The 19302-nt window shown below is 65.1% G+C and carries 18 protein-coding genes; 9 read left to right on the top strand and 9 right to left on the bottom strand.

Going from position 1 to position 19302, the window contains the following annotated elements; translation table 11 throughout:
* Positions 1-137: 137 nt before the first annotated feature.
* Positions 138-3026 carry a ribonucleoside-diphosphate reductase subunit alpha gene (locus tag PNI01S_RS20720; protein ID WP_038803422.1) on the bottom strand — a complete coding sequence of 963 codons (2889 nt, stop codon included), beginning with the start codon at positions 3024-3026 and terminating at the stop codon, positions 138-140.
* 784 nt (positions 3027-3810) lie between these two features.
* Between PNI01S_RS20720 and PNI01S_RS20725 the strand changes: the two genes are divergently transcribed.
* From PNI01S_RS20725 to modC, 6 genes are all read left to right on the top strand, one after another.
* A complete protein-coding gene (locus PNI01S_RS20725) occupies positions 3811-4515 on the top strand; it encodes a response regulator (protein WP_065086427.1) in 705 nt (234 codons plus the stop codon).
* 3 nt (positions 4516-4518) lie between these two features.
* Positions 4519-5073, top strand: a complete 555-nt coding sequence (locus tag PNI01S_RS20730; RefSeq protein WP_037017934.1) for a GNAT family N-acetyltransferase — start codon at positions 4519-4521, stop codon at positions 5071-5073.
* Positions 5074-5293: 220 nt separating this feature from the next.
* Positions 5294-6919, top strand: coding sequence for an ATP-binding protein (locus PNI01S_RS20735; RefSeq protein ID WP_065086425.1), 1626 nt, complete (start codon positions 5294-5296; stop codon positions 6917-6919).
* A gap of 205 nt (positions 6920-7124) precedes the next feature.
* Positions 7125-7880, top strand: a complete 756-nt coding sequence (gene modA, locus PNI01S_RS20740) for a molybdate ABC transporter substrate-binding protein (RefSeq protein WP_037017931.1) — start codon at positions 7125-7127, stop codon at positions 7878-7880.
* A gap of 17 nt (positions 7881-7897) precedes the next feature.
* Positions 7898-8578 (top strand): molybdate ABC transporter permease subunit, encoded by a 681-nt coding sequence (modB, locus tag PNI01S_RS20745; RefSeq protein WP_037017928.1) that lies wholly within the window; start codon positions 7898-7900, stop codon positions 8576-8578.
* Positions 8579-8585: 7 nt separating this feature from the next.
* The gene (gene modC, locus PNI01S_RS20750; protein WP_037017925.1) at positions 8586-9689 is read left to right on the top strand and encodes a molybdenum ABC transporter ATP-binding protein; all 1104 of its coding nucleotides are present in this window, start codon (positions 8586-8588) and stop codon (positions 9687-9689) included.
* A 143-nt stretch (positions 9690-9832) separates the two neighbouring features.
* On the opposite strand, the gene PNI01S_RS20755 is transcribed toward modC, so the two are convergent.
* Together PNI01S_RS20755 and PNI01S_RS20760 are read right to left on the bottom strand one after the other, a co-directional pair.
* Positions 9833-10582, bottom strand: coding sequence for a 4'-phosphopantetheinyl transferase family protein (locus PNI01S_RS20755; protein WP_084358928.1), 750 nt, complete (start codon positions 10580-10582; stop codon positions 9833-9835).
* Positions 10583-10820: 238 nt separating this feature from the next.
* Positions 10821-11621 carry a dienelactone hydrolase family protein gene (locus tag PNI01S_RS20760; protein ID WP_084358929.1) on the bottom strand — a complete coding sequence of 267 codons (801 nt, stop codon included), beginning with the start codon at positions 11619-11621 and terminating at the stop codon, positions 10821-10823.
* Between the two features lie 182 nt (positions 11622-11803).
* Here PNI01S_RS20760 and PNI01S_RS20765 point away from each other — a divergent pair, with 182 nt between their 5' ends.
* Both PNI01S_RS20765 and PNI01S_RS20770 read left to right on the top strand, forming a co-directional pair.
* A complete protein-coding gene (locus PNI01S_RS20765; RefSeq protein ID WP_084358930.1) occupies positions 11804-12475 on the top strand; it encodes a polysaccharide lyase family 7 protein in 672 nt (223 codons plus the stop codon).
* Entirely contained in the window at positions 12472-13680 is a 1209-nt protein-coding gene (locus PNI01S_RS20770) for a lytic murein transglycosylase (RefSeq protein WP_089285870.1), read from the top strand. Before PNI01S_RS20765 ends, PNI01S_RS20770 begins: the two co-directional genes overlap by 4 nt.
* A 152-nt stretch (positions 13681-13832) precedes the next feature.
* On the opposite strand, the gene PNI01S_RS20775 is transcribed toward PNI01S_RS20770, so the two are convergent.
* The 6 genes from PNI01S_RS20775 to napE are packed head-to-tail and all read right to left on the bottom strand — an operon-like array spanning position 13833 to position 18442.
* Positions 13833-14432 carry a cytochrome c3 family protein gene (locus PNI01S_RS20775; RefSeq protein WP_024763129.1) on the bottom strand — a complete coding sequence of 200 codons (600 nt, stop codon included), beginning with the start codon at positions 14430-14432 and terminating at the stop codon, positions 13833-13835.
* 9 nt (positions 14433-14441) lie between these two features.
* Positions 14442-14960: a nitrate reductase cytochrome c-type subunit gene (locus PNI01S_RS20780; RefSeq protein WP_084358931.1), complete on the bottom strand. Its 519-nt coding sequence runs from the start codon at positions 14958-14960 to the stop codon at positions 14442-14444.
* A 10-nt stretch (positions 14961-14970) separates the two neighbouring features.
* The gene (gene napA, locus PNI01S_RS20785) at positions 14971-17475 is read right to left on the bottom strand and encodes a nitrate reductase catalytic subunit NapA (RefSeq protein ID WP_065086421.1); all 2505 of its coding nucleotides are present in this window, start codon (positions 17473-17475) and stop codon (positions 14971-14973) included.
* The gene (locus PNI01S_RS20790) at positions 17472-17774 is read right to left on the bottom strand and encodes a chaperone NapD (protein WP_054910886.1); all 303 of its coding nucleotides are present in this window, start codon (positions 17772-17774) and stop codon (positions 17472-17474) included. The genes napA and PNI01S_RS20790 overlap by 4 nt, the downstream gene beginning before the upstream one ends.
* A gap of 7 nt (positions 17775-17781) precedes the next feature.
* Complete coding sequence (gene napF / locus PNI01S_RS20795) at positions 17782-18264, bottom strand: ferredoxin-type protein NapF (RefSeq protein ID WP_084358932.1); 483 nt, start codon at positions 18262-18264, stop codon at positions 17782-17784.
* Positions 18265-18274: 10 nt separating this feature from the next.
* Positions 18275-18442 (bottom strand): periplasmic nitrate reductase, NapE protein, encoded by a 168-nt coding sequence (gene napE, locus PNI01S_RS20800; RefSeq protein WP_024763134.1) that lies wholly within the window; start codon positions 18440-18442, stop codon positions 18275-18277.
* A gap of 198 nt (positions 18443-18640) precedes the next feature.
* On the opposite strand from napE, the gene PNI01S_RS20805 reads away from it, so the two are divergent.
* Positions 18641-19252, top strand: coding sequence for an outer membrane beta-barrel protein (locus PNI01S_RS20805; protein WP_024763135.1), 612 nt, complete (start codon positions 18641-18643; stop codon positions 19250-19252).
* The last annotated feature ends 50 nt before the right edge of the window (positions 19253-19302 follow it).

Consider the following 19302-nt stretch of genomic DNA (forward strand, 5'->3'; position numbering starts at 1 on the left):
GGAGTTCTGGCGGTGCCTCGGAGCGAGGCCGCGCTAGGCGCCTGGTAGGTCGGAGACCCTGAGCGTACGGCTGTACGTGATGGGGGCCGACCTGCCGGGCAACGACGCGCGGACCGTTCCGAGGACCGCTTACTCCATTACTGGCAGGCTTCGCAGTCTGGATTGTCGATGGAGCAGGCCTGCGGTACCGGAGCCGGTTGCGGCTCGGCGGCTGCGGCTTGCAGGCCATCGTTGCCACCGGCCGACACGGCGTTGAGCTTGCCGGTGTTGATGGTGGACTTCTCGGTGCTGGTGGCGGCCAGGGCACGGAGGTAGTAGGTGGTTTTCAGGCCACGGAACCACGCCATGCGGTAGGTCACGTCCAGTTTCTTGCCCGAGGCGCCGGCGATGTAGAGGTTCAGGGACTGGGCCTGATCGATCCACTTCTGGCGGCGGCTGGCGGCGTCGACGATCCACTTGGTCTCGACTTCGAAGGCGGTGGCGTACAGGTCTTTCAGGTCTTGCGGGATGCGCTCGATCTGCTGCACGGAGCCGTCGTAGTACTTCAGGTCGTTGACCATGACCGGGTCCCACAGGCCGCGCGCCTTGAGGTCGCGAACCAGGTAGGGGTTGATCACGGTGAACTCGCCGGAGAGGTTCGATTTCACGTACAGGTTCTGGTAGGTCGGCTCGATGGACTGCGATACGCCGGTGATGTTGGCAATGGTCGCGGTCGGCGCGATGGCCATGATGTTCGAGTTACGGATGCCTTTCTGTACGCGGGCACGGACCGGAGCCCAGTCGAGGGATTCGCTGAGGTCGACGTCGATGTACTTCTGGCCACGGGCTTCGATGAGGATCTGCTGGGAGTCCAGCGGCAGGATGCCCTTGGACCACAGGGAGCCGTCGAAGGTCTCGTAGGCGCCACGCTCGTCGGCCAGGTCACAGGAAGCCTGGATGGCGAAGTAGCTCACCGCTTCCATGGACTTGTCGGCGAACTCGATGGCCGCGTCCGAGCCGTAGGCGATGTGCTGCAGGTACAGAGCGTCCTGGAAGCCCATGATGCCCAGGCCAACCGGGCGGTGCTTGAGGTTCGAGTTGCGAGCCTGCGGGACCGAGTAGTAGTTGATGTCGATAACGTTATCGAGCATGCGCACGGCGGTCTTCACGGTCTTCTCGAGCTTGGCGGTGTCCAGCTTGCCGTCGACGATGTGGTTGACCAGGTTGATCGAGCCCAGGTTGCAGACCGCGATCTCGTCCTTGTTGGTGTTCAGGGTGATCTCGGTGCACAGGTTCGAGCTGTGGACCACGCCCACGTGCTGCTGCGGGCTGCGCAGGTTGCACGGGTCCTTGAAGGTCAGCCACGGGTGGCCGGTCTCGAAGAGCATGGAGAGCATCTTGCGCCACAGGTCCTTGGCCTGGACGACCTTGAACACCTTGATCTTGTTGTACTCGGTCAGGGCTTCGTAATACTCGTAGCGCTCTTCGAAGGCCTTGCCGGTCAGATCGTGCAGGTCCGGTACTTCGGACGGGGAGAACAGGGTCCACTTGCCGTCGTCGAAGACGCGCTTCATGAACAGGTCCGGAATCCAGTTCGCGGTGTTCATGTCGTGGGTACGGCGACGGTCGTCACCGGTGTTCTTGCGCAGTTCGAGGAATTCCTCGATGTCCAGGTGCCAGGTTTCCAGGTAGGCGCAGACGGCGCCCTTGCGCTTGCCACCCTGGTTAACGGCGACGGCGGTGTCGTTCACCACTTTCAGGAAGGGGACGACGCCCTGGGATTTGCCGTTGGTGCCCTTGATGTAGGAGCCCAGCGCGCGCACCGGCGTCCAGTCGTTGCCCAGGCCACCGGCGAATTTCGACAGCATGGCGTTGTCGTGGATCGCGTTGTAGATGCCCGACAGGTCGTCCGGCACGGTGGTCAGGTAGCAGGAGGACAGCTGCGGACGCAGGGTGCCGGCGTTGAACAGGGTCGGGGTCGACGACATGTAGTCGAACGAGGAGAGCAGGTTGTAGAACTCGATGGCGCGAGCTTCACGGTCCTTCTCTTCGATGGCCAGGCCCATGGCCACGCGCATGAAGAAGACCTGCGGCAGTTCGAAACGGATGCCGTCCTTGTGGATGAAGTAGCGGTCGTACAGGGTCTGCAGGCCGAGGTAGGTGAACTGCTGGTCGCGCTCGTGGTTGATCGCGGCGCCCAGCTTGGCCAGGTCGTAGCCTTTGAGCTTGCTGTCGATCAGCTCGAACTCGGAGCCCTTCTCGACGTAGGCGGCCAGGGCCTTGGCGTAGAGATCGGCCATCTCGTGGTGAGTGGCGCTCTCGGCGACGCCCAGGAAGCCCAGGGCTTCGGCGCGCAGGGTGTCCATCAGCAGGCGGGCGGTGACGTAGGAGTAGTTCGGCTCGCGCTCGACCAGGGTACGGGCGGTCATCACCAGGGCGGTGTTGACGTCCTTCTCGGCGACGCCGTCGTACAGGTTCTTCAGGGTTTCGCGTTCGATCAGGCTGCCATCGACTTCGGCCAGGCCTTCGCAGGCTTCGCGGATGATGGTCTGCAGGCGGCCCATGTCCAGCGGCTGGGTGCTGCCGTCGGCCTTGGTGATGCGGATGCTCGGGTGCGGCTGGGCGATGTCGCTGGCGTTGCCGGCAGTCTTGCGCTCGTTGGCGCGGGCTTCGCGGTAGATCACATAGTCGCGGGCGACTTTCTGCTCGCCGGCGCGCATCAGGGACAGCTCGACCTGGTCCTGGATCTCTTCGATGTGGATGGTGCCACCGGAGGGCATGCGGCGCTTGAAGGTCGCGGTGACCTGTTCGGTCAGGCGGCGCACGGTCTCATGGATGCGCGACGAGGCGGCGGCGGTGCCGCCTTCCACGGCGAGGAACGCCTTGGTGATGGCTACGGTGATCTTGTCATCGGTGTAGGGAACTACGGTGCCGTTGCGCTTGATCACGCGCAGCTGGCCGGGCGCAGTGGCGGCCAGATCCTGTGCGGATTCGGCGGCCTGCGGCGCGTTGGCCTGCGGGTTCTCGCGAGTGGTGTCGATTTGCATGGGTGGTTGTCTCCACGTTCTCGTAATTTGGTGTGTTGCTGACGCCAGAGGCGCCGTCCCGAAAATAAAGAGCAAAAAGAGCAGTCGCCCGCGATTGCAGCCGCGAGCTGGAATTCGTCTGGAACAGGGGGAATGACCCGAAGCGCCTCCCTGGCCCAACTCGGGTGCCGGCTTTACGGACCGGGACCACAATACCTAGTGGTGTTGAACGTTACGTTGCAACACCCGTACCGCATTTCCATCGACATGAATCGCTCCTTGCGGGCTGGGCCGCCTGGCACCTCAGTACGTCTGGAATACGTTGTGGTGGAACCGGAGGAGCCGTGGAACAGGCTCGGGATTTCGACTTTCTTCTTGTGTCCGGTTCGTGGTGGCAACCCCAAGATGTAGGGGTATGCCGCAACGGGGATACAAGATAATGCGCTATGGGGGGGTTTGCAAGGCGGGGCGACGGGGAAAAGCTGTGGATAAAATGTGCATGGAATGTGGGTGAGGCGGGGTAACTCGCGCTATCCCTGATGCTGTCTGCCTTTCACCGTTCGTCGTGGTTGATGAGAGATTTTTCACACGCATCGGAGGGGCTGTGCGGGAAGGAACACTACCACAATATGTAGTGTTTCTCACCGCGCAGCCCTTGACCTTTTCGCGCAATGCCTGCTTACGCCGGTGGCGTGCCGCAGCGCTGGCAATCTGGCTACAATGCCGGCCGCTTTTGCGGGCTCTCTATAGTTACTCTCTGTTAGTAAGAGTGCTCGCGCTCGCTCATGGCGCATCAGGAGGCAAGGTGGAACAAGAAGCGCGCATTCTCATCGTCGAGGACGACCAGCGACTGGCCGAGTTGACCCAGGATTACCTGGAGAGCAACGGCCTGGCGGTGTCCATCGAGTCCCACGGCGGCAGGGCGGTGGAGCGGGTGCTGGCCGAGCGGCCGGACCTGGTAGTGCTCGACCTGATGCTGCCGGGTGAGGATGGGCTGTCCATCTGCAAGCGCCTGCGCCCGGACTACGACGGGCCGATCCTGATGCTCACCGCGCGCACCGACGACATGGACCAGGTGCAGGGCCTGGAGATGGGCGCCGACGACTACGTGTGCAAGCCGGTGCGCCCGCGCGTGCTGCTGGCGCGCATCCGCGCCCTGCTGCGGCGCAGCGAGCCGGCCGAGGCCGTGCCAGCCGTTGCCGGCAAGCGCCTGACCTTCGGCAAGCTGGTGATCGACAATGCCATGCGCGAGGCCTGGCTGGACGGGCAGACCATCGAGCTGACCAGCGCCGAGTTCGACCTGCTCTGGCTGCTGGCGGCCAATGCCGGGCGCATCCTCTCCCGCGAGGAAATCTTCAATTCCCTGCGCGGCATCGAGTACGACGGCCAGGACCGCTCCATTGACGTGCGCATCTCGCGCATCCGCCCGAAGATCGGCGACGACCCGATGCACCCGCGCCTGATCAAGACGGTGCGCAGCAAGGGCTACCTGTTCGTCGGGGAGCTCTGAGCCGTGAGCGCCGTGCCACCGTTCCCCGAGCTGCACGGCGAGCGCTTCCGCCTGCGCGCCTTCATCGATGCCGACCAGCCGGCGGTATTCCGCGCGCTGTCGCACCCCGAGGTGATCCGCTACTACGGCGTCTCCTACGCGACGCTGGAAGCCACCCGCGAGCAGATGGAATGGTTCGAGCGCATCTATAACGAGCGCAGCGGCATCTGGTGGGCGATCTGCCGGCCGGACGCCCCCGAGGACATCATCGGCGGCTGCGGCTTCAACAACTGGCAGCAGGAACACCGCCGCCTGGAACTGGGCTACTGGCTGCTGCCCGAGCATTGGGGGCAGGGCGTGATGAGCGAGTGCCTGCCGCTGATCTTCCGCCATGCCTTCCAAGACATGAACGTGCACCGCATCGAGGCCGAGGTGGAGCCGGAGAACCTTGCCAGCGGCCGCTTGCTGCTGCGCCAGGGCTTCACGCTGGAAGGTCGGCGGCGTGAGTGCGAGGTGAAGGACGGCGCGTTCCTCAGCCTGGACAATTACGGGTTGCTCAACTCGGAGGCAGCTGAGTGAGGCGGGCGCTGGCCCTCACCCCAACCCTCTCCCAAGGGGAGAGGGGGCTGTCCGTGCTGGCTGTCGGTTCGGTTTCATCGTGCCTGACTCGACGCCAACCGAGCGGCATTACTGTAGCGCCAGGCTTCATGTGCACTCCGCACAGTCCCCTCTCCCCCTGGGAGAGGGCTAGGTTGAGGGGGCTCCCCAGGAGTGCCGAACCCAGGGGGAACTCCCCCCGATGAAATCCATCTTCCTGCGCATCTACGGCGGCATGCTGCTGACCCTGGTGGCGGTCGCCGCGCTGGCCGTGCTGACCTTGCACCTGGTCAACGACGTGCGCGGCGAGCGCTACCGCGAGGACCTGGCGCGCGGCACCTTCCGCCTGATGGCGGACGAGCTGCTGCCCATGAGCGAGGTGGACCGCAAGCGCGCACTGAGCCAGTGGAGCCGCCTGCTGGGTATTCCGCTGAAACTCACCAGCCTGGATGCGCTGGGCATGGAAGGGCGCAGCCGGGCGCGGCTGATGAACGACCAGGTGCTGGTGCAGTCCGGCGCGCCCCATGAAGTCAAGGTGATGACCCAGGTGAGCGCGGCCGAAGGGCTGATCCTCACCGGCGAGGTGGAGCAGGTCAGCGAGCAGCTGGCGCGTGCGACCATCTACCTGCTGATGGACGAGCTCAAGCGCTACCCGGCCAGCGAGCAGCCGTATCACCTGGCGCGCATCGTCCGCGACAAGCGCTTCGGCTTCGAGGTGCACCTGCTGCGCCTGAAGGAGGTCGACCTCGACGACGACCAGAGTCGTCGGGTGGAAGAGGGCGATACGGTAATGGCGCTGGGCAAGGGCGGCGATTCGATCCGCGTGCTCTCGGGCATCCTCGACACGCCCTGGGTGCTGGAGCTGGGACCGATCTACCAGATGAACCCCTACCCGCCGCAGTTGCTGACGATCATCGTGGTCGTCGCGCTGACGCTCATCGGCCTGACCTTGTACCTGTTGATCAGCGGGCTGGAGCAGCGCCTGCGCGGCCTCGAATCCGCCGCCACGCGCATCGCCCGCGGCAGCCTGGATACCCGCGTGGAAGTGCGCGGCGCGGATTCGGTGGGGCGCCTCGCCGGGGCCTTCAACCACATGGCGGAGCAGTTGCACCTGTTGCTGACGGTGCAGCGCGAGCTGGTGCGCGCGGTTTCCCACGAGCTGCGCACGCCGGTGGCGCGGCTGCGCTTCGGGCTGGAGATGATCGAGTCCGCCGAGACCGACACGGCGCGACGCAAGTACATGGAGGGCATGGATGGCGACATCCAGGACCTCGACCAGTTGGTGGACGAGATGCTCACCTACGCGCGCCTGGAGCAGGGCTCGCCGGCGCTGAGCTACCAGCGCATCGAGCTGGGCGCGCTGGTGGAACAGGTGGTGGCGGAGATCGCCCCGCTGCGCCGGGAAATCACCGTCACCTGCGAGCCGGGTGCGTTGGTGCCATTTGACCAGGGCAGCTGGATCGAAGCCGAGCCGCGCTACCTGCATCGCGCCCTGCAGAACCTGATGACCAATGCGCTGCGCTACGCCGAAGGGCGGGTGCGGGTGAGTTACCGGGTGAGTGTGGATCGCTGCCAGGTCGACGTGGAAGACGACGGCCCTGGGGTTCCCGAAGCGCAGTGGCACCGTTTGTTCCAGCCGTTCTTCCGTGCCGACGACAGCCGCGCGCGGGTCACCGGCGGGCATGGGCTGGGGCTTTCCATCGTGCGGCGGATCATCCACTGGCACGGCGGCCGCGCGCAGATCGCCAAAAGCGAAGTGCTCGGCGGGGCATGCTTCACGCTGCTGTGGCCGCGCCGCCAGGCACCGAAGGTCGAAGACAGTATTTGATCTGTGGGTCAGAAAATGCAGAATGCTACGGCCCCATTCACGGCTGATGGCGCGCCTGCTCTGCACGAACACTTCCATTGATGTTGCTATCCCATCAGGGGTATTGCAGAGTCATCGCCATCGTTATGTAATTTTTGTTATAGCGAGCGAGAGGCACGGCCAGCCATTCCGATGCTCGATAACAACAACCCACTGGAGCCTCACCATGAAACACCGCTTCGCAAGCCTGTCCCTGCTGGTCGCTTCCTGCTTCACCCTGCACTCGGCGCTGGCCGATGAAGTGCAGGTCGCCGTGGCCGCCAACTTCACCGCGCCGATCCAGGCGATCGCCAAGGACTTCGAGAAGGACACCGGCCACAAGCTGGTCGCCGTCTACGGCGCCACCGGCCAGTTCTACACCCAGATCAAGAACGGCGCGCCGTTCGAAGTCTTCCTCGCCGCCGACGACAGCACGCCGAAGAAACTCGAAGCCGAGAAGGAAATCGTCCCCGGTTCGCGCTTCACCTATGCCATCGGAACCCTGGCGCTGTGGTCGGCAAAAGACGGCTACGTCGATGCCAAGGGTGAGGTGCTGAAGAAGAACGAGTACAAGCACCTGTCCATCGCCAACCCGAAAGCCGCGCCCTACGGCCTGGCGGCTACCCAGGTGATCGACAAGCTCGGCCTCAAGGACAAGGTCGCCGGCAAGATCGTCGAAGGCCAGAACATCACCCAGGCCTTCCAGTTCGTTTCCACCGGCAACGCGGAGCTGGGCTTCGTGGCGTTGTCGCAGATCTACAAGGATGGCAAGGTGACCAGCGGTTCCGCCTGGATCGTCCCGGCTGACCTGCACGACCCGATCCGCCAGGACGCCGTGATCCTCAACAAGGGCAAGGACAGCGCCGCCGCCAAGGCGCTGGTCGATTACCTGAAAGGACCGAAGGCCGCCGCGGTGATCAAGTCCTACGGTTACGAACTCTAAGCCTCTAAGGAACAGCGATGCCCCTCACGCAGGAGGATTTCCTGGCCATCCGGCTCACCATCGAGCTGGCCGCCCTGAGCACCCTGATCCTCCTGCTGATCGGCACGCCGATCGCCTGGTGGCTGTCGCGCACCCGCTCCTGGCTCAAAGGTCCGCTGGGAGCGGTGGTGGCGCTGCCGCTGGTGCTGCCGCCGACGGTGATCGGCTTCTACCTGCTGATCACCATGGGCCCCAACGGCTTCATCGGTCAGGCGACCGAGAGCCTCGGCCTGGGGCGGCTGCCGTTCACCTTCGCCGGGCTCGTGGTGGGCTCGGTATTCTATTCGCTGCCCTTCGTGGTGCAGCCGTTGCAGAACGCTTTCGAGGCGATCGGCGACAAACCGCTGGAGGCCGCCGCCACACTGCGTGCGAGCCCCCTGGATACCTTCTTCTCGGTGGTCCTGCCGCTGGCGCGGCCGGGCTTCATCACCGCCAGCATCCTCGGCTTCGCCCATACGGTGGGTGAGTTCGGCGTGGTGCTGATGATCGGCGGCAACATTCCGGGCAAGACCCGTGTGGTGTCGGTACAGATATTCGATCACGTCGAGGCCATGGAGTACGCCCAGGCGCATTGGCTGGCCGGCGGCATGGTGATCTTCTCCTTCTTCGTCCTGCTGGCGCTCTACGCGAGCCGCCGCGGCCGGTCGGCCTGGGCCTGAGGTGGGCATGCAGCAGGATATTCCCGTGCGCGCCATCGAAGCCCGCTTCCAGATTGCCTATTCGGGCTTCAGCCTGGACGTCGACCTGCAATTGCCGGGCAAGGGCGTGACTGCACTGTTCGGCCATTCCGGCTCCGGCAAGACCACCTGCCTGCGCTGCGTGGCGGGTCTTGAACGCGCGCCGCTCGGCCGGCTGGTGGTGAATGGCGAGGTCTGGCAGGACAGCGAGACCGCTGTGTTCCTGCCGCCGCACAAGCGAGCGCTGGGCTATGTATTCCAGGACGCCAACTTGTTCGAGCACCTGTCGGTGGAGCGCAACCTTACCTACGGCATGAAGCGCGTGCCGCGCGACCAGCATCGCGTGGCGCTGAAACAGGCCACCGAGCTGCTGGGGATTGGCCATCTGCTGGAGCGCATGCCGGTGCATCTCTCCGGTGGCGAACGCCAGCGCGTCGGCATCGCTCGCGCGCTGCTGACCAGCCCGCGTCTGCTGCTGATGGATGAGCCACTGGCGGCGCTGGACCTCAAGCGCAAGGCGGAAATCCTGCCGTACCTGGAACGCCTGCACGACGAACTGGATATCCCGATCCTCTACGTCAGCCACTCGCCGGACGAAGTGGCTCGGCTGGCCGATCACCTGGTGCTGCTGGACCAGGGGCGCTCCATCGCCAGCGGTCCGGTGGTGGAAACCCTGGCGCGCACCGACCTGCCTCTCTCTCACCTGGAAGACGCTGGCGTGGTAATCGACGGCCAGGTGCTCGAGCACAACGCCGGCTACGGTCTGCTGACCCTGGCGCTACCGCACTGCGAGCAACGCATCCGCCTGGCCCACGCACCGATGGACAAGGGCCGGGCGCTGCGCATCAAGGTGCAGGCGCGGGATGTCAGCCTGAGCCTGGAGCCGGCGGCGCACAGCAGTATCCTCAACGTCTTGCCGGCGACGGTGGTCGAGATCGTGCCGACGGAGAACCCGGCGCACCTGCTGGTGAAACTCGACGTGGCCGGAACGCTTCTGCTTGCCCGCATCACGCGCTACTCCCACGACCACCTCGGGTTGCAGACGGGGCAGGCGGTTTGGGCGCAGATCAAGTCGGTGGCGTTATTGGCCTGATTGGCTCAGAAGCTCCCCTCGGGAGTACCTGTCTGCGAAAGTTCGTGCTTGGGATTTCCCTCTCCCTTCAGGGGAGGGCCAAGCCCGGGCCTATTTCATAGGGACAAGCGAGCCATGCCAGCGATCCTGCGCATGGCGCGCTCCTACAGGTTGGCGCCGTGCCGGACCGATTGGCTGCTGCCCTTGACCGAAGGAATCGCTACCAGGCTCAACAAACGGCCATCGAACAGGCTGAACTGCCCATCGATCTCCTGGCCATGGTGCCACTCCTCGGACAGGTCGGTGAGCAAGCGTAGACGTGCGTGGCCACCGGCGGACCAGCTCAGCAGCTCGGCGTGCTCGAAGTAGAAACGCTTGCGCACCAGCGGGAAGAGCGCCTTGAACAGGCTCTCCTTGAGGGAAAAGGTGAGGGTGACCTGCAGTGCCGCCTGCTGCGGGTCGAGGCGCGCCAGTTCGTCGGGCGTCAGGATTTCCGCGGCCAGTCGCTCCGCTCGCGTGGTTTCCAGGCGGTTTTCCACGTCCAGTCCGAGCCCGCGCCAGTGGCTGTCACGGGCGACTATTGCCGCGGCCCAGCCGTCGCCATGGGTGATCGAGCCACAGAAGCCTGCCGGCCAGACCGGCGCTCGCTCTTCATCCGTACCGGGCACCCAGGCCGCGCTGCCTGCGGCCAGCAACGCTTCACGGGCGCAGATTCGCCCGGCCAGGTACTCGGCCTGACGCTTGGCAACGGAGCGCTGGATATTGGCCGGCGCCTCGACGCGGCTCAGCGCGAAGTCCCCGGCCTGCAGACGCTGACGGTCGAAACGGGTGCTGCGGATCTGGCAGCCGTCCAGAAGGGTGGGTAGCGGCCAGTCGGCGTCGAGTGGGGTGCAGAAGTCGGGAAGGGCGGTCATGGGAACATTCTGCCGCGCCAGAACGTGGCCCACCAGTCACGCGGCACTTACATTCGTTTGCAAACCTTCACCAAAGGCGTACGGATTCATCCGACAAGCTTTGACACACTGCGCCCCGCGTTCCCAAGGGGACGCAGGTGAGGTTGTTGTTGGAGTGCCGCCACGGTGGGCTCCGACCTTTACACTTGATTGAGTGCGGGAGCCCGAATGGGCTCCCGTTTTTTATTGCCCGGCGTTTTTACGCGCCCCCGGGCTTCACGTCGAAGATTTCCTTGAAGAAGGCCTGCAGGTCCGCCCAGGACTTCTGGTCGGCAGTCTTGTCGTAGCCCACGTCCAGGCCATGGCCCTTGTGCTTGTCGGCGTCCGGGCTGGTGAAGCTGTGCTTGGCGCCGGGCTGGACCACCAGCTTGTAGTCGGCCTTGGCGTTGTCCATCTCGGCCTTGAAGGCTGCGACGCTCTCGGCCGGCACCAGGGTGTCGGCGCCGCCATGTTCGACCAGGATCTTTGCCTTGATCGCCCCCGGTTGCGCCGGCGTCTGGGTCGCCAGCACGCCGTGGAAGCTGGCCACGCCGGCCAGCGGCAGGCCGGCGCGGGCCATGTCCAGCACCACCTTGCCACCGAAGCAGTAGCCGATCGCGGCGATCTTGCTCGGGTCGGTCTGCGGCTGCTTCTTCAGCAGTTCCAGCCCGGCCTGGAAGCGTGCCTTGGCGGCCTCGGCATTCTTCAGCGCTTCGGCCATGAAGGCCTTGGCGTCGTTCGGGTGGTCGGTGTGCTTGCCGTTGCCGTACATATCGATGGCCAGTGCGCTGTAGCCCAGTGCGGCGAGATCGCGGGCGCGGCGCTTGGCGTAGTCGTTCAGTCCCCAGAACTCATGGACGACGATGACACCGGGGCGAATGCCTGATTTGGCGTCGTCATAGGCGAAGTAGCCGATCATCTTCGTGCCGTCAGTGGATTCGTAGGGAATTTCCTGGGTCTTGATCGCGGCGGAAGCGCTGGCCGCGAAGGCGAACAGCAGCAGGGCGGTGAGCAGGCGCATGGCGAGACTCCTGAGCGGGGAACATTGAAGATAGCCGCTGACGCGGAAAACGCCCGTGTATCGTACGCGCAGCCGCTCAAGGGCGCGGTTGCCGGCTGGACGATAGACGCCCGGACCAGTGAAAAGTCCGGCAGCCTCGTCTACCCTTGCGCCCATGTCCTGACCCGCGAAGCGATAGGCCGATGTTGGACCTGAGCACCTGGAATCTGACCATTCCCCAACGCGGCCCGGCCGCGACCATTTCCACGGCGAAACTCGGCCGTGACTACGAGAGCCCGTATTTTCGCCGCAGCGCCGATGGCGTGGAGTTCTGGGTGCCGGTGAACGGCGCTCACACCAGCGGCAGCGAATATCCCCGCACCGAATTGCGCGAGACCAGGCCGGACGGCCGCCTGGTGACCTGGCGCTACCCGTTGGCGGAGAACCAGATGGTCGCCACCCTGCGCGTGGAGGCCGTGCCGTCCAGCCGGCGCATGGTGATCGGGCAGATCCACAGCAATGGCAGCGGCAGCGCCGAGGCCCTGCCGCTGGTCAAGCTGGTCTACCAGCAGCGCCTGGACAAGGCGCGGGTACAGGCGCTGGTTCGCGATAGGCCGGATGACATGACCACGCGCACCTATACCGTCTATGACGGCATCCCCCTGGGCGATACCTTTACCTACCGGCTGGGCGTGTCCAGCAGCGGGGTGCTGAGCGTGCAGGTCCAGGATGGCCAGGTCAGTCAGCAACTGGATACGAAATGGGCCTATCAGGGCCTGTACTTCAAGGCAGGCCTCTACCTGCAGGACAATCGCGGGCCCGCCAGCGAGGGCGGGCGCGCTACCTTCACCGATCTGAGCATTCGACACCAATGAAGACTTCCTCCATCGCGCGTCGCGCTTCCCTGGCCTTGTCCCTGCTGCTGCCGGCGGCACTGGCGCAGGCTGCGACGGGCGACGATTTCGGTTCCTGCCTGAACCGCCTGCAGGGCGCTGCCCAGGCCAAGGGCGTCAGCGCTGCCAGTTTTGCGCAGTTCACCCAGGGCTTGCAGCCGGACATGACCGTGCTGCCACTGCTCGATGCGCAACCGGAGTTCACCACGCCGATCTGGGACTACCTGGCCGGGCTGGTGGACGACCAGCGCGTCGCCGACGGCAAGGCGCGCATGGCCGAGCACGCCGACCTGCTGCGCAAGGTCGCCGCGCGCTATCAGGTCGACCCGGCGACTGTGGTCGCGGTGTGGGGAGTGGAAAGCGATTACGGGCGCATCACCGGTAAGCGCCCGCTGCTGGTGTCGTTGTCCACGCTGTCCTGCTACGGGCGGCGACAGTCGTTCTTCCAGGGCGAGTTCATTGCCACTCTGAAGCTGCTGCAGCAGGGCGATATCCGTGACAGCGGCATCACTGGTTCCTGGGCTGGCGCCTTTGGCCAGACGCAGTTCATGCCGTCGACCTATGCGCGCATCGCCGAGGACTTCGACGGCGACGGCCACCGCGATCTGGTGGGCAGCACCGCCGACGCGCTGGCGTCCACTGCCAATTACCTGCGCAAGGCTGGCTGGCGCGAAGGACAGCCCTGGGGCTACGAGGTGAAACTGCCGGCGGGCTTCGATGCCTCGCTGGCCGGGCGCACCAAGCGCCGGGCGCTGTCCGACTGGACCAGCCGTGGCGTGAAGCGCATCGACGGCCAGCCGATTCCGAGCATCGACTCGAAGGCCGCCATCCTGCTGCCGGCCGGCGCCAACGGGCCGGCCTTCCTGGTCCTGCGCAACTACGACGCGATCTATTCCTACAACGCGGCGGAAAGCTATGCGCTGGCCATCGCCCTGCTGTCGGATCGCCTGCGCGGCGAGCCCGGTTTGCGCACCGCCTGGCCGACCGACGATCCGGGGCTGAGCCGGGCACAGCGCAAGGAGTTGCAGGAGTTGTTGATCCAGCGGGGTTACGACATCGGCCAGGCGGATGGAATGATCGGCGACCTGACGCGCAAGGCGATCCAGCAGGAGCAGAACAAGCTGGGCCTGACGCCGGCAGATGGGCGTGCAGGGCAAAAGATTCTGAAGGCGCTGAAGGGCGGTTGATTGATCCCTTCTGACTCAAGTGAAGCCCCGGCACTGGCCGGGGCTTTTCGTTTGTGGCGGAGATGGGTTCGGTGTCGCCGGAGTCCGCTCCCCACGGGAGAGCAGGCCCAGGTGGGAGCGAGCGTTGTCCGTGATCGGGCGTCAGGCAAGGCTTAATCCCAGCCCTTCACCCCCGTCATGTCCGGCAGGTGGTGGGCGATGCCCTTGTGGCAATCGATGCACGTGGCCTCGCCCGAGGCCAGGGCGGTGGAGTGCATCTGCCGGGCGCGCTGGCTCTGGCGGGTGAAGTCCATGAACTGGAAGTTGTGGCAGTTGCGGCATTCCAGTGAGTCGTTGGCCTTCAGGCGTGCCCATTCGTGTTCGGCCAGTTCGCGGCGATGGTCGAGGAACTTCTCCCGCGTGTTGATGGTGCCGAAGATCTTGCCCCAGACCTCCTTGGACGCCTGCATCTTGCGGGCGATCTTGTCGGTCCACTTGTGCGGCACGTGGCAGTCCGGGCAGGTGGCGCGCACACCGGAACGGTTGGTGTAGTGGATGGTGTCCTTGAGTTCGGCAAAGACGTTGTCGCGCATCTCGTGGCATGAGGTGCAGAACTGCTCGGAGTTGGTGGCCTCCAGCGCGGTGTTGAAGCCGCCCCAGAAGATGATCCCGGCGATGAACCCGGCCAGTGTCAGGAAGCCCAGGCTGTAATGCACGCTGGGCCGGCGCAGGACGACCCAGTAACCCTTGAGCCAGGCGAATAGTGCTTTCATGGCGCCTCCTCAGGGGTTGCCGGTGGATGTGCCATCGTCGTTGCTGGCGGACTTCCCGGCGGCCGCGTCGCGCTGGAGGATCTTGTCGATATCCTCGAAGGTGTTGCCCACCAGCGGTTGCACGTCCTTCTGCGGCACGTGGCACTGCACGCAGAAGTATCTCCGGGGCGCCACGGCCGCCAGCGCCTGGCCGTCGCGATCCATGTAGTGGGTGATGCTGATCATCGGCGCCTGCACCCGCGCGCTGTTGGCGCGGCTGTGGCATGACAGGCATTTGTTGGAGTTGGTGTCGATGCGGTAGCCGGCGATGGTATGGGGGATGGTCGGCGGCTGTTCCGGATAGGCGCGTTCGCGGCGGATGTCCTTGTTCTCATCGGCAGCGAGCGGTGGCGCCGGGCGGTCTTCGGCGATGGTGCCGCCGGGGCGGCGGCCATCCGGGGCCGGGGCGTCCAGCGGGTAGTTGACGTCGGCAGCCAGCGCCGGAAGGGCGAAGAGCAGCAGGAGCAGGACGGGCAGTATCGGTTTCATCGCGCGTTCCTCAGGCCAGGCTGACCAGTTCGATGCGCACCGCGCATTTCTTGTAGTCGGTCTGCTTGGAGATCGGGTCGGTGGCGTCCAGCGTGACCTTGTTGATCAGCTTGTTGGCATCGAAGAAAGGCACGAACACCAGTCCCTGCGGCGGCTTGTTGCGCCCGCGGGTCTCGATGCGCGCGCGGATCTCGCCGCGCCGGCTGATCACCTTCACCTCGCTGCCCCGGCGCATCTTCAGGTCACGCGCATCGTCGGGGTGCATGTACACCACGGCGTCGGGCACGGCCTTGTAGAGCTCCGGCACGCGCTGGGTCATCGAACCGGTGTGCCAGTGTTCGAGCACGCGGCCGGTGGAGAGCCAGAAGGGATATTCCTTGTCCGGGGCCTCGGCCGGCGGCTCGTAGGGCAGGGCGAAGATGATCGCCTTCTTGTCCGGGTAGCCGTAGAACTGTACGCCGCTGCCGGCGGTGACGTAGGGGTCGTAGCCCTCGCGGTAGCGCCAGCGGGTCTCCTTGCCGTCGACCACCGGCCAGCGCAGGCCGCGCGCCTCGTGATAGGCGTCGAAGGGCGCGAGGTCGTGACCGTGGCCACGGCCGAAGCTGGCGTACTCCTCGAACAGCCCCTTCTGGATGTAGAAGCCGAAGGCCTTGGCCTCGTCGTTCTCGAAGCCCTTGGTGATCTCGTCGTTGTCGTACGCGTCCACCTGGCCGTTCTTGTACAGCACCTCGTAGAGCGTCTTGCCCTTGAGTTGCGGCGCCTTCGCCAGCAGCTCGGCGGGCCAGACCTCGTCGGTGGTGAAGCGCTTGGAGAACTCCACCAGCTGCCAGAGATCGGATTTCGCCTCGCCCGGTGCCTTCACCAACTGGTGCCAGAACTGCGTGCGGCGCTCGGCATTGCCGTAAGCACCTTCCTTCTCCACCCACATGGCGCTGGGCAGGATCAGGTCCGCCGCCTGTGCCGAAACGGTGGGGTAGACGTCGGAGACGATCACGAAGTTTTCCGGGTTGCGCCAGCCCGGTAGCACCTCCTGCATGATGTTCGGCCCGGCGTGCATGTTGTTGCAGACCTGGGTCCAGTAGACGTTGAGCACGCCGTCCTTGAGCATCCGGCTCTGCTGTACGGCGTGGAAGCCGATCTTTTCCTGGATGGTGCCGGCGGGCACTTTCCAGATTTTCTCGGCGGTTTCGCGGTGTTTCGGGTTGGTTACCACCAGGTCCGCCGGCAGGCGGTGGGCGAAGGTGCCGACCTCGCGCGCGGTGCCGCAGGCCGAGGGTTGGCCGGTGAGCGAAAAGGGGCTGTTGCCCGGCTCGCTGATCTTCCCGGTGAGCAGGTGGATGTTGTAGATCAGGTTGTTCGCCCAGACCCCGCGGGTGTGCTGGTTGAAGCCCATGGTCCAGAACGACACCACCTTGCGTTTCGGGTCGGCGTACAGCTCGGCCAGGGCCTTCAGGCGCTCGGCCGGCACACCGGTTTCCTTGGCAGTGCGCTCCAGGGTGTAGGGTTTGACGAAGGCGGCGAATTCATCGAAGCCGATGTCGCTCCAGGTGTTGGCCTTGTCCGCGTTCTTCGCCTTCTTCTCCAGCGGGTTATCCGGGCGCAGGCCGTAGCCGATGTCCTCGGCGCCATGGGCGAAGCGGGTGTGCTTGTCGACGAAGTCGCGGTTCACGGCGCCGCTTTCGATGATGTGGTTGGCGATGTAGTTGAGGATGTACAGGTCGGTCTGCGGCTTGAACACCATGGGGATGTCGGCCAGGTCGAAGCTGCGATGCTCGAAGGTCGACAGCACGGCCACCTTGACCTGCCCTGCGCTCAGGCGGCGGTCGGTGACCCGCGACCAGAGCACCGGGTGCATCTCGGCCATGTTCGAGCCCCAGAGCACGAAGGTGTCGGTGGCCTCGATGTCGTCGTAGCAGCCCATCGGCTCGTCCATGCCGAAGCTGCGCATGAAGCCCATCACCGCCGAGGCCATGCAGTGCCGCGCGTTGGGGTCGATGTTGTTGCTGCGCAGGCCGGCCTTGAACAGCTTGTTGGCGGCGTAGCCTTCCCAGACCGTCCATTGCCCGGAGCCGAACATGCCCACCGAGGTGGGGCCCTTGGCCTTGAGTGCGGCCTTGAACTTCTCGGCCATGATGTCGAAGGCGGCGTCCCAGCTGATCGGCTGGAACTCGCCCTGCTTGTCGAACTTGCCATCCTTCATGCGCAGCAGTGGCCGGGTCAGGCGATCGCTGCCGTACATGATCTTGGACAGGAAGTAGCCCTTCACGCAGTTGATCCCGCGGTTGACCTCGGCCTTGATGTCGCCGTGGGTGGCGACCACCTTGTTGTCGCGGGTGGCGACCATCACGCTGCAGCCGGTGCCGCAGAAGCGGCATGGCGCCTTGTTCCAGTCCAGGCGGGTCATGTCCGCCTCGGTGACCAGGTTGCTGGCGGAGCTCAGGATCGGCAGGCCGGCGGCGGCCGCGGCAATGGCGGCGGCGTTGGCCTTGGCGAACTGGCGGCGGGTCAGGTTCATCGTGCACCTCCGGCCTGGGCCAGCTCGGGTTGGGGTTCTCTCTGCAGGGCTTCCGGCGACTCGACGACTTCGTGGTAGATCAGCACCGCGTTGAGAACGCCGGGCAGGTTCTGGATGGCATTGAGGTTGTCGAGGATGCTTGCCTCATGCTCGGCTTCGAGCAGCACGACCAGCTTTCCCTGGGCGCTCTGCTGATGGACTTCCAGGTTCGGCAGGCGCAGCAGGTTGGCCTTCACCGCTTCGAGCAGCTCGGGGCGCGTGTGCACGATCAGGCTGGCGATCTGGATGCTCTCGGGCATCTGGGTCTCAGGCATGGTGGGCCTCACGGTTCAGGTGGATGGCGTTGCCGGGGCAGGGCGAGACGCAGGCGCCGCAGCCGGTGCACAGGGTCGGGTCGAGGGTAGGCAGGGAGGGGCCGCCGAGTTGCGGGCGGAAGCGGATGGCGCGTGGTTCGCAGGCATCGTCGCAGCTGCGGCAGTGGATGCCGGCGCGGGCCAGGCAGTGGTCGTCGATCTGCGCGCGCCAGGGAAACGCCTCGCGGCTCAGGTCGAACACCTCGGCTTCGCAGGCGCGCGCGCAGGCACCGCACAGGCTGCAGCCGGCGTTGGTGAAGTCCAGCTGCGGATAGCCGCCGTCGCCGATGCGCAACACCTGTTCGGGGCAAGCGTCGATGCAGGCATTGCAGCGTGTGCAGCCTTCGAGAAATTCGCTGGCGGTGGCGGTCCATGGCGGGCGACGTACTTCAGGCGCACCGCCCAGGCGCCGCAGCAGGGCGCGTCGGGCGAGCATCGTGGCACCTCTACGTCGGCGGGCCGGGCGGCCCCGCCACCAGCTGGACCATCCAGACGATAAAGCCGTAGCCACCGACAATGGCCACGGACAGCAGAGGGAACAGGCAGATCACGAGGAACAGGAACAGCCGGGTTTCCTTGCCTTTATCCGTGCCGGGTCCGGTCTCTTCAGTCATTTGGTCAGCCTCCCGCCAACGACTGGGAATGAGCCTAGTCCCTGCGCTGTGTGTGGGCAAAAGCCTACGAGCGTTATTCTTTTTTCATACAGCGCTTTCGTTCAGCGATGGTTCAGCGCTCTGACAGGTTCCGTTCAGAGCCCTCCTCGTAATCTTTTCCCCGTCAACCCATTACTGACCTCTGACGGGAGAATCCCCATGAAAGCCATGAAGAAAATCGCCCTCGCCAGCGCCATCCTCGGTGCCAGTGTCGCCGCTACTGCCGCCAACGCCGCCGACACCTTCGTCGGCATGACCTGGGGCGAAACCAGCAACAACATCCAGAAATCCGATGCGCTGAATCGCAACCTGAACAATCCCAAGTTCGACAGCGTGATCAACAACAGTGGCACCTGGGGCGTGCGCGCCGGCCAGCAGATGGAGCAGGGCCGCTACTACGTCACCTATGAAAACGTCTCCGACACCGAGAACGGCCTGAAGCTGCGCCAGCAGAACCTGCTCGGCAGCTACGACGCCTTCCTGCCGCTGGGCGACCAGGGCACCAAGCTGTTCGGCGGCGGCACCGCCGGCCTGGTCAAGCTGGAGCAGGACTCCAAGGGCTACAGCCGCGACAGTGACGTGGGTTACGCCATCGGCGCCCAAGCCGGTATCCTCCAGGAACTCGGCAAGAACGCATCCGTGGAAGGCGGCTACCGTTACCTGCGTACCAACGCGAGTACCGAAATGAGCCCGCACGGTGGCAGCAAGGTGGGATCCCTTGACCTGCACAGCAGCTCCCAGTTCTACCTGGGCGCCAACTACAAGTTCTGACCGGTACCGCAACCGGGCCTCGCGTGGCCCGGTTGCCTGACTCAGGGAGC

It is taken from the genome of Pseudomonas nitroreducens NBRC 12694 (assembly GCF_002091755.1).
GTDB lineage: Bacteria > Pseudomonadota > Gammaproteobacteria > Pseudomonadales > Pseudomonadaceae > Pseudomonas > Pseudomonas nitroreducens.

What these genes read in the sequence shown, in the direction of transcription:
- PNI01S_RS20775 (WP_024763129.1), bottom strand. Translation starts at nt 14,432, where the DNA reads ATGAAAGCACTATTCGCCTGGCTCAAGGGTTACTGGGTCGTCCTGCGC.
- napF (WP_084358932.1), bottom strand. Translation starts at nt 18,264, where the DNA reads ATGCTCGCCCGACGCGCCCTGCTGCGGCGCCTGGGCGGTGCGCCTGAA.
- PNI01S_RS20780 (WP_084358931.1), bottom strand. Translation starts at nt 14,960, where the DNA reads ATGAAACCGATACTGCCCGTCCTGCTCCTGCTGCTCTTCGCCCTTCCG.
- modC (WP_037017925.1), top strand. Translation starts at nt 8,586, where the DNA reads ATGCAGCAGGATATTCCCGTGCGCGCCATCGAAGCCCGCTTCCAGATT.
- PNI01S_RS20805 (WP_024763135.1), top strand. Translation starts at nt 18,641, where the DNA reads ATGAAAGCCATGAAGAAAATCGCCCTCGCCAGCGCCATCCTCGGTGCC.
- modA (WP_037017931.1), top strand. Translation starts at nt 7,125, where the DNA reads ATGAAACACCGCTTCGCAAGCCTGTCCCTGCTGGTCGCTTCCTGCTTC.
- modB (WP_037017928.1), top strand. Translation starts at nt 7,898, where the DNA reads ATGCCCCTCACGCAGGAGGATTTCCTGGCCATCCGGCTCACCATCGAG.
- PNI01S_RS20760 (WP_084358929.1), bottom strand. Translation starts at nt 11,621, where the DNA reads ATGCGCCTGCTCACCGCCCTGCTGCTGTTCGCCTTCGCGGCCAGCGCT.
- PNI01S_RS20720 (WP_038803422.1), bottom strand. Translation starts at nt 3,026, where the DNA reads ATGCAAATCGACACCACTCGCGAGAACCCGCAGGCCAACGCGCCGCAG.
- napA (WP_065086421.1), bottom strand. Translation starts at nt 17,475, where the DNA reads ATGAACCTGACCCGCCGCCAGTTCGCCAAGGCCAACGCCGCCGCCATT.
- PNI01S_RS20790 (WP_054910886.1), bottom strand. Translation starts at nt 17,774, where the DNA reads ATGCCCGAGAGCATCCAGATCGCCAGCCTGATCGTGCACACGCGCCCC.
- PNI01S_RS20770 (WP_089285870.1), top strand. Translation starts at nt 12,472, where the DNA reads ATGAAGACTTCCTCCATCGCGCGTCGCGCTTCCCTGGCCTTGTCCCTG.
- PNI01S_RS20755 (WP_084358928.1), bottom strand. Translation starts at nt 10,582, where the DNA reads ATGACCGCCCTTCCCGACTTCTGCACCCCACTCGACGCCGACTGGCCG.
- PNI01S_RS20735 (WP_065086425.1), top strand. Translation starts at nt 5,294, where the DNA reads ATGAAATCCATCTTCCTGCGCATCTACGGCGGCATGCTGCTGACCCTG.
- PNI01S_RS20765 (WP_084358930.1), top strand. Translation starts at nt 11,804, where the DNA reads ATGTTGGACCTGAGCACCTGGAATCTGACCATTCCCCAACGCGGCCCG.
- napE (WP_024763134.1), bottom strand. Translation starts at nt 18,442, where the DNA reads ATGACTGAAGAGACCGGACCCGGCACGGATAAAGGCAAGGAAACCCGG.